A 9,494-nucleotide genomic window follows, 5' to 3' on the forward strand; every position below is an offset into this window, starting at 1 on the left:
GAGTTTCGGTTAAAATTCCAGGGATTTTTTGTCTCTGTTCGGGGAGCGTCCCTGTTCCAAAACTGTCCGAAGTATTGATCCCTCAGTAAGATTAATATTGACAGAACTGGCGCTAACACATCGTTCGATCGGCTACAAATACAAGTGAAAAAACTCAAATACGCCCTAGTTCACGAATGGTTGACGCCCTTAGCTACTGGCGGTTCAGAACTCGTAGTACAGGAAATCCTCAAACACGTAGACGAGGCAGATGTCTATGCCCTCATCGACTTTGAATCAACCAATCCCGAAAGCTATCTTTTCGGGCGACAGATTGGCACAACATTTTTGCAGCACTTTCCCAAGGCCCGCAGCGGCGTCCAAAAATATTTGCCATTTCTGCCGATCGCGATCGAACAACTAGACCTGCGAGAATACGACATCATCCTCTCATCATCCCACGCCGTCGCCAAAGGCATCCTCAGCAGTCCCCAGCAAATGCACGTCTGCTACTGCCACACACCCATGCGCTACGCTTGGGACTTAACTTTTGACTATTTGCGTAGCAGCAAAGCCGGACGGGGCATCCAGGGTCTGCTGACGCGATATTTGTTGCATCGACTGCGGCAGTGGGACGTAATTTCCGCCAATCGCGTTGATTATTTCATCGCTAACTCTCAACACACTGCGCGCCGAATTTGGCGGTGCTACCGGCGGCGGGCCGAGGTGATTTATCCGCCGGTAAATATCGATCGATTTTCCTTGATGCGGCAAAAACAAGACTTTTACGTCACAGTTTGTCGGTTGGTAAGTTACAAAAACGTAAGTGCGATCGTCCAAGCATTCAATCAACTAGGGCATACTCTCATTGTCATCGGCACCGGGCCAGAATTAGAAATGATTCGGCAAATCGCCAAACCCAACGTGCAAGTGCTCGGCTGGCAGCCCGCCTCCATCGTTGAAAAATACATGGCAGAGGCGAAAGCCTTTGTCTATGCAGCTTGCGAAGATTTTGGCATAGCTTTGGTAGAGGCTCAAGCTTGCGGAACACCGGTAATTTCCTATGCAGCAGGGGGCGCTTTGGAGACAGTGCTCGACATTCGCCAACACCCAGAGACTGGGACTGGTTTATTTTTTTCCTCCCAAACCGCAGCCGCATTAGTCGAAGCTGTCGAGGAATTTGAGCAGTTGCAAGGCAAATTTGAGCCAGAAATCAGCAGGTTGCGCGCTGAACAGTTTGCCCCCGATGTCTTTGGGCAGCGCTATCTAGCTTTTGTGGAACGCTGCTATCAGGAATTTCAATCCCGTGATTTTACCGAGTCTGGGGCTTGAGGGTGCCAGAACCCGATAGCGGGACAATCTTCCTTCTGCCTTTGTATAAGTGCCTTCAGAAGACCTCTGCATCGGTGCCTTGTGCCTTCTTCCTGGTGCGTTGAGAAGCCCTCTTCCTTCTTCCTTCTGCCTTTTGAAGCCTTCTGAAGGCAGAAAATTGAGTATTGGCAACATAATTGAGAGAACAAAGCGTCTTGAGGCTTTATGATCAGGACTGTGTGTGGTGTGAAGTGAAGGAGTAAGATGACTGCCGACAGCCAACTAATCTCCGGCAAGGTAATTCGAGCGATCGCAAGACGCGGTTTTGGGTCTGTCCTGCAAGGAGATAGACGCATAAGTCGTTCTCTACAGAGCCTCGACGGAGAACTTTTCAAGCGGTTATTTGACATCCTGTTTTCCTTATCGGTTCTGATCCTGTTTGCTCCGGTTTACCTGCTTTTGGCTTTCTTAATCGCCTTAAGCTCGCCCGGCCCTATTTTTTACGTACAGGAACGAGTAGGCAAAAACCGTAAAAGGTTTTATTGCCTGAAATTCAGAACGATGGTGGAAAATGCGGACGATATATTGCTGGAAATCATGGAAAATTCTCCGCATTTGCGTCAAGAGTTTGAGGACAATTTCAAGCTGAAACAAGACCCTCGAATTACCTGGATTGGAAGATTTTTACGAATGACCAGTTTAGACGAGTTTCCCCAGTTTTGGAATGTTTTAAAAGGAGATATGAGCGTCGTCGGGCCGAGACCTTTAGTTGAAGAAGAACTGCCGAGATACGGCAATCACATCAACAAAATTCTCACCATAAGACCTGGAATTACAGGCTTGTGGCAAGTGTCCGGTCGCAACGACATTCCCTATCCCCGCCGAGTCCAAATCGACCTCTATTACGCAAATGACAAAAACCTTTGGATGGATATGTGGATTGTTTTCAAAACAATTGGAGTTGTGATTTTTCCCAAAAATAACGGCGCATACTAATTTTTGTCCGCAGTCAGCAATCGGTAGTTAGTTTTATTTGTTACTGACCACTGATGCTGACTACTGACAATCAGCGACAAACTCTTTGTCAAAACTAAACAGTTCCTGGATGCCGATCGAATAATTGTGTGCTTAACTAAAGGGGCAAATACTTAAATAAACCTACCTCTTCTTCATCTAGAAAGATCAGTTCTTCTAGAGAGACTACTTTAGGTTTAGGTGTTAAACTTAACTCTATAACCTTTGGCTTAAGGGGGATAGCCTACTTATCTTGGGATAGCCCACTACCCAACAGCGTAGGAAGTAAACTTCAACTGGCTTTAGGTAACTAAAGTTAAGTTTGAGTAAGTTTTATAAAGCAGTTTGAGAATACGGCCGGCAGGGAGCAACAGCCTCTGCCAAAAAATTTATTGTGAATTAACACAGCCTGTCAAAGGAAAATCAGATGACGCAACGCAAGCGAGCGCTAATAACAGGTATTACAGGTCAAGACGGCTCCTACTTGAGCGAATTACTGTTAGAGAAAGGATATGAAGTTCACGGCATTATCCGGCGCAGTTCTAGTTTCAATACCGATCGAATTGACCACATCTATGTCGATCCTCACAGCGAGGGTGCGCGCCTGTTTCTACACTACGGCGACTTGACGGACGGCACCACTCTGCGCCGGATATTGGAAGAAGTTCAGCCGGTAGAAATTTATAACTTAGGGGCTCAATCTCACGTTCGAGTCAGTTTTGACTCGCCGGAATATACGGTGGACACAGTAGGGATGGGAGTATTGCGGCTGCTAGAAGCAATTCGGGACTATCAGCACCGCACCGGCATAGAAGTGCGGTTCTATCAAGCAGGTTCTTCGGAAATGTTTGGTTTGGTACAGGAAGTTCCGCAGAAGGAAACAACTCCTTTTTATCCCAGAAGTCCTTACGCCTGCGCCAAAGTTTACGGTCACTGGCAAACAATAAATTATCGCGAATCTTACGGACTTTTTGCCTGCAACGGCATCTTGTTCAATCACGAATCTCCCCGCCGTGGCGAAACTTTTGTAACTCGCAAAATTACTCGCGCCGTGGCCAGAATAGTCGCCGGCAAGCAGAAAAAGATTTACTTGGGCAATCTCGATTCCAAGCGGGACTGGGGCTATGCTAAAGACTACGTGCGGGCGATGTGGCTGATGCTGCAACAAGACAAGCCTGACGATTATGTCATTGCTACCAACGAGACCCATTCCATTAAGGAATTTCTCGATTTGGCTTTTACTTACGTCAATTTAGATTGGCAAAAATATGTGGAGTTTGACGAACGCTACTTGCGTCCTGCAGAAGTCGAACTGTTGATAGGCGATTCGACTAAGGCGCGCCAGCAATTAGATTGGGAACCTTCTGTAACTTTTCAGGAGTTAGTACATTTAATGGTAGATGCTGACATGAAAGCTTTAGACGAGCAAGGTCGGGGTTCGGGCAACGGATTTGATTAAGTCGCTAAATCAAGCCGTCAGTGCGAACAATTTGTAGGGGTAGGGCCCCGTGTCTACCCCTTTGGCGAAAGGCGCGCCCCGGAGGATTGCCCCTGCAAACACTTCACAACTGATGAGAGGGTTGTTACAGCTATAGCCTTTCTCAGTAACATGAGGTGCTCTGGCGGGCATAGGGCATAGGGCATAGGGTATAGGGCATAGGGCATAGGGCATAGGGCATAGGGCATAGGGCATAGGGCATAGGGCATAGGGCATAGGGCATAGGACTAGCCCCCATACCTCACCACGCTTGAGAACCGCTATATTAGCGCGATCGGCATTCAAAGAACCCGCTTAATTGCTCCCAAAATTTTCGGAGGTGCGGGCTAATAAAAACATTAAAATGATAGTTGAGGACTCGCTACTAATAAATCTAACTTTCGGGTGTGCACGGACCAGTCCCTATCTGCCGCAGCTAAAACAGATTTGTGGGCAACCTCGTCCTGTAGCTGAAAGCTTTTTTTGCTAAAGCAACAATTTTAGAATTGAAATTGTCGATCGACCTTTATTCAAAATCCCGAGGCTAAAATTATGACCAGCTTGGATTTAAGCAACAAACGCATTCTAGTCACGGGCGGCGCCGGTTTCTTGGGCCGTCAGGTAATCGACCAGCTAGTGAAAGCAGGGGCCGATGCTGATAAAATTTCAGTAACTCGATCGCGCGACTGCGACCTCCGCGTTATGGAAAACTGCAAGCGCGCCGCCGACCAACAAGATATCATCATTCACCTCGCCGCCCACGTCGGCGGCATCGGTTTAAACCTAGTCAAACCCGCTGAATTATTTTACGACAATTTGATGATGGGCGCGCAACTAATCCACGCAGCCTACGAAGCAGGAGTCGAAAAATTTGTCTGCGTCGGCACCATTTGCGCTTATCCCAACTTGACCCCAGTTCCTTTCAAAGAAGACGACCTCTGGAACGGCTATCCAGAGGTAACTAACGCACCTTACGGAATTGCAAAAAAAGCCTTATTAGTGCAACTGCAATCCTACCGCCAGCAATACGGATTCAACGGTATCTACTTGCTACCTGTAAATCTGTACGGCCCGGAAGATAACTTTGATCCGAAAAGTTCCCACGTCATCCCCGCATTAATTCGCAAAGTCTACGAAGCGCAAGAAAGGGGAGACAAAACACTGCCAGTTTGGGGCGATGGCAGCCCTAGCCGCGAGTTTTTGTATTCCACAGATGCCGCGCGGGGAATTGTGATGGCGGCTCAATCTTACAGTGAATCTGACCCGGTTAATTTGGGAACGAATAGCGAAGTTAAAATTCGCGATTTAGTGGAAACGATTTGCGAATTGATGGGATTTGAGGGAGAAATTGTTTGGGAAACAGACAAACCGAACGGTCAGCCGCGCCGCTGTTTGGATACGGCAAGGGCTAAGGAAAAGTTTGGTTTTGTTGCGGAGGTGAAGTTTAAGGAAGGGTTGAAAAATACGATTGATTGGTATCGACAACACGCGGTTTGAGTGTGAAAAACCCGGTTTCTTCAAGAAACCGGGTTTTTTTAGGAATAATACTAAATGCGGGTTAGAAACCTCATTTATAATAGTCGGCGGTTGCAACCTATACTACAGGAACCCGTCCGCCTTCTGGCACTAAGAAATTATACAAATTTGGGTGATAATTCACTGACAAAAGTCGGCAGCAGTGCCGTGTCCCTACTGCTGTGTCCTGTATTTCATCCGAGTGAAAACTGCTATAATACAAATACCTCGACTGAAATCATCGAAAACTGAATTTTGGGAAAGCCAATGATTGCCGATCGCACCCACAATTATATCTCACCGGAAGAGTATCTGAAGTTAGAAGAACTCAGTCAGCTCAAACACGAGTATATTCAGGGCGAAACCTATGCAATGGCTGGTGCAAATGACGCTCATGTAACTGTTACTGTCAACTTAGTTACCTTGTTGAGAAATCATGTTCGGGGTAGGGGCTGTCGTGTTTATATGTCCGACATGAAAGCTAGGATTGAATCTAAGAATATCTACTACTATCCTGACGTGATGGTAACGTGCGACGAACGGGACAAATCATCTCAATCTTTTAAAAGATATCCTTGTTTAATTGTCGAGGTGTTGTCTAATGGTACGGAAGGATTCGATCGGGGCGATAAGTTTGCTGACTATCAAGAATTAGAAACGCTTCAAGAGTATGTGTTAATTAGCCAAAAGCGTGAGCGGGTAGAGTGTTTTCGCCGTAATGCTGAAGGCTTGTGGGTTTTGTATTCCTATACTCAAGGCAGCGAAATTCACTTGGCTAGCGTAGATTTTCGCACAGGTATTGATGCTATCTATGAGGATGTAATTTTTACTAAGGAAGATTCAGAAGCAGATGTTGATGAACTGCGATCTAGGGGATAAATGAAAAGTGCGATCGCGCTAAGGAAGCGATTAGAGATCAATTTGTTAATACTGAGAGAATAGGTAATCCATCAGATGTCCAATTATCTACAATATTATCCACTAACCATGTTTGCTCAAATCCTTGAAATGTTTTGTCAATATCCTGTTCTTGGGTGAGATTTTGGATAAACTCAAAAATTTGTTGACTCCTTTTTTCGGCAAATATCTCTCGTTGATCGTTAGGTACAGATGCAGCAAATGTTAAAACAAGAATAGAGCGATTCCAAATAGATGCACCAAGTCGATTAGTCAAAAGGCGTAGTGTTCGCTTTTCGTCTGGACGAAAACGAGTTTCGTTAAGCCTACTCACATAGATGCTTGCATGAATCTGAGCTAAATTAACTTTAGCCCGTACTAAAGATAAGTAGGCTTCATCACAGGCTTCGTCATCCTCGGCTAATCCAGGTGTATCGATAAGAGACACATCGCCTAGAGGAGTTTTGTAAGCATAATGCTCAACAATTTTTGTACAAGCTTCATACTCTGAAGTCTCAGCAATGTAACTACCAAACGCCGCATTAATAAAACTTGATTTGCCAACACCTGTCCGTCCCACTAGCAGAAATTTACGCATACTTTACAAACCGAAAAACCCAGCAATAAGTCCTATTCCTGCACCAATTGTACCCCCGACAGCAGCACCGAGTGGCCCACCTATAGAGCCAATTACAGCCCCAACACTTGCTCCCGCACTTGCAAGACCTAACACTTCATTAGTCTTATTTCGGACTACTGCTGCCTGCCTCTGATTAAGCTCAATAGGTGCATATGTTGGAACTGGCTCATAGATTTTTTCTATGATAACTTCTCTTTCCTTTTCAGGTCGTTTTATTCGCTCTACATTTGCCAGCAAAAATGGTACTGCACCTTTAGCAGAAATTCTTGCATATATCTGGGTATAAAGTTCACCTAACCATTTTTCTCCATCGGGCGTTATCTCACTATTGTTATCAACTGCAACCGACGGAACGTTATTTGCTATTCCAATCCCAGTGTATTTAGCGATTTCTTTCCGAATGAGTTCCGTCCTTTTCTCCAATGCAATCGGATAGTCTGAGGCATTCTTTGCACCGGCAAAGGTAAATATAATAACAGCTTGTCCCCAAAATTTGGCACCGAAAGCCTCAGAAATCAGTTTGATTCCTCGTTTTTCGTCATTAGTAACCCTTGTTTCATCCAAACGACTGACAAACCACATAGAGTCAACCTGGCTGACATCGGAACGCATACGTTCTAAATATTCATAATCATTTCCAACTTCCTCAAGATCGTCGCACAAGCCAGGAGTATCAATTATAGTGAAATTAATTCCATTGAGTTCATTGTCATACTTTTTAATATCCATTGTACAAGGTTCATAGTCACCGACTACAGCAACTGTTTTACCCATCAAACTATTTACCGTGCTTGATTTTCCAACTCCTGTACGACCAACCAATAGAAAAGTGAATTTTTTATCCTGGCGTGCTTGCAGTTTTTCCTTCAGACTTTCTAACCAATTTATTGCTTGCTTTTCATCATTGCTATTGAATACAGACATAGCTTGATTCTCCTAGTTTACCAACGAAATAAACAATTTGGTATTCAATTCTCGCCATTAAATTACAGTTTTTAATTCCTTAAATATATCATATACATAATTTTACATTTTAGTCTATGCTCAACTGTCATCAAATGTAATTAATGTTACACAATATCTCTATCGAAGAAAGTCACATTTTGTAATAGATATCAGAAAATGTCATAAAAAGTCTGATAAAATAAGCAAAACCACTACACCTACCCGACCAATGGACGTTCAAGAAGTCTTGAGATTTGCCGACGAAATGGTTTTCGCCAAAACAGGAGAACACTTGGACGATCTGCAAAAATCGATCCTGCTGGGTGTATGGGAAGGTCAAAAATACTCTCAAATCGCAGAAACATCATATTGTAGCGAAGGTCACATCAGAAATATCGCCTCAAAATTATGGAAGCGTTTATCAAATGTCTTGGGTGAAGAAGTAACTCAATCAAATTTACGATCGGCACTTGAGAGACAACAATTATTTATCGTTTCACAAAATTTTGGTAATGATTTTGTAATTGGTAATCTCAATGTTTGTGCAGATAACCAATCTCCAGAAATTCCAAAAAGCCGATCGCCCTCAACCCCCACCTCAGACACCTCCCAACCCCAAACCAGACTAGACTTAGCAGACGCACCTCATATTTCATCATTGTCCGATCGCACATCCGAACTCGCCACCCTCGAAAAATCCATCGTCCAAGAAAAGTGCAACCTCGCAGCAATATTAGGACTCAGCGGCATTGGCAAAACCGCACTTTCCCTCCACCTCATCCAAAAAATTCAGCATAACTTTGAATACGTCATCTGGCGAAGTCTCCGCCACTCCCCACCCTTAGAAACTACCCTAAAAAATCTCCTAGAATTTCTCTTAAATCAACCCGAAATCGAACTCCCTAGCAGCATCCCCGATCGACTTTCCCTGTTAATGGAATATCTGCGAAAAAACCGCTGTCTCATCATTCTCGACGACGTGCAAACCATTCTCAGCAGCGGACAACTAGCAGGAAATTACCGCCCCGAATACGAAAATTACAGCATCCTCTTCAGACAAATCGGAGAAACAACCCACAACAGTTGTTTAATCCTCAATAGTTGGGAACCACCCAGAGAAATTACCGCATTAAAAGGAGAAAAATCACCAGTTCGTAGCTTACAACTCAAAGGCATAGGTACAGCAGCAGCCGAAATTTTCCGACAAAAAAGTTTACTCAATCCCGAAACATGGGAAAACCTAATTAACACCTACCGAGGCAATCCATTGTGGTTGAAAATAGTCGCTACCACCATTCAAGAAATATTCCGAGGTAGGGTTGCAGAATTTTTGAAATATGATATTCTATTCTTAGGGGAAGAATTGGCAGCAACATTGCACCCGCAGATAAATCGTTTGTCAGAATTAGAAAAAAAACTAATCTGCCGCCTCAGCCGCGAAGCAAATTCAGTTTCAATAGAGCAATTGCTACAAGATGCCGATTTATCGCCATCGGAGTTATTCAACGGGCTGCAATCTTTGGGCAGGCGATCGTTAGTTGAAATAGAAGAACGGGAGAATGAAACGCTATTCAGCGTTTGTCCTGTGGTGAGACAATATGTAATATCCAATCCAGTTTGTTGATACTTTCCGACAGTGCGACAGTCCGACAGTCCGGCAGGGGTTGAAACCCCTGCCTCAAAGCTAAAGTCGGTTAAAACCGACTACAGAATGTG

General features: G+C 44.5%; 8 protein-coding genes. 6 read left to right on the forward strand and 2 right to left on the reverse strand.

Going from position 1 to position 9,494, the window contains the following annotated elements:
• Window positions 1–144 precede the first annotated feature (144 nt).
• The 5 genes from QUB12_RS22575 (at window position 145) to QUB12_RS22595 (ending at window position 6,175) form a co-directional block, all read left to right on the forward strand.
• Entirely contained in the window at window positions 145–1,311 is a 1,167-nt protein-coding gene (locus QUB12_RS22575; RefSeq protein ID WP_333147116.1) for a glycosyltransferase, read from the forward strand.
• A 243-nt stretch (window positions 1,312–1,554) separates the two neighbouring features.
• Entirely contained in the window at window positions 1,555–2,286 is a 732-nt protein-coding gene (locus tag QUB12_RS22580; protein WP_333054666.1) for a sugar transferase, read from the forward strand.
• Window positions 2,287–2,731: 445 nt separating this feature from the next.
• Window positions 2,732–3,763, forward strand: a complete 1,032-nt coding sequence (gene gmd, locus QUB12_RS22585; RefSeq protein ID WP_333147114.1) for a GDP-mannose 4,6-dehydratase — start codon at window positions 2,732–2,734, stop codon at window positions 3,761–3,763.
• A gap of 570 nt (window positions 3,764–4,333) precedes the next feature.
• Window positions 4,334–5,278 (forward strand): GDP-L-fucose synthase, encoded by a 945-nt coding sequence (locus QUB12_RS22590; protein WP_333308456.1) that lies wholly within the window; start codon window positions 4,334–4,336, stop codon window positions 5,276–5,278.
• 285 nt (window positions 5,279–5,563) lie between these two features.
• Window positions 5,564–6,175, forward strand: a complete 612-nt coding sequence (locus QUB12_RS22595) for a Uma2 family endonuclease (RefSeq protein WP_333308469.1) — start codon at window positions 5,564–5,566, stop codon at window positions 6,173–6,175.
• 37 nt (window positions 6,176–6,212) lie between these two features.
• Here the strand turns inward: QUB12_RS22595 and QUB12_RS22600 are convergent, their stop codons facing one another.
• Complete coding sequence (locus tag QUB12_RS22600; RefSeq protein WP_333308457.1) at window positions 6,213–6,791, reverse strand: GTPase; 579 nt, start codon at window positions 6,789–6,791, stop codon at window positions 6,213–6,215.
• A gap of 3 nt (window positions 6,792–6,794) precedes the next feature.
• Window positions 6,795–7,757, reverse strand: a complete 963-nt coding sequence (locus QUB12_RS22605) for a GTPase (protein ID WP_333308459.1) — start codon at window positions 7,755–7,757, stop codon at window positions 6,795–6,797.
• 250 nt (window positions 7,758–8,007) lie between these two features.
• On the opposite strand from QUB12_RS22605, the gene QUB12_RS22610 reads away from it, so the two are divergent.
• Window positions 8,008–9,402 (forward strand): NB-ARC domain-containing protein, encoded by a 1,395-nt coding sequence (locus QUB12_RS22610; protein ID WP_333308461.1) that lies wholly within the window; start codon window positions 8,008–8,010, stop codon window positions 9,400–9,402.
• The last annotated feature ends 92 nt before the right edge of the window (window positions 9,403–9,494 follow it).

This window comes from Microcoleus sp. B7-D4, assembly GCF_036705125.1.
Lineage (GTDB): Bacteria > Cyanobacteriota > Cyanobacteriia > Cyanobacteriales > Microcoleaceae > Microcoleus.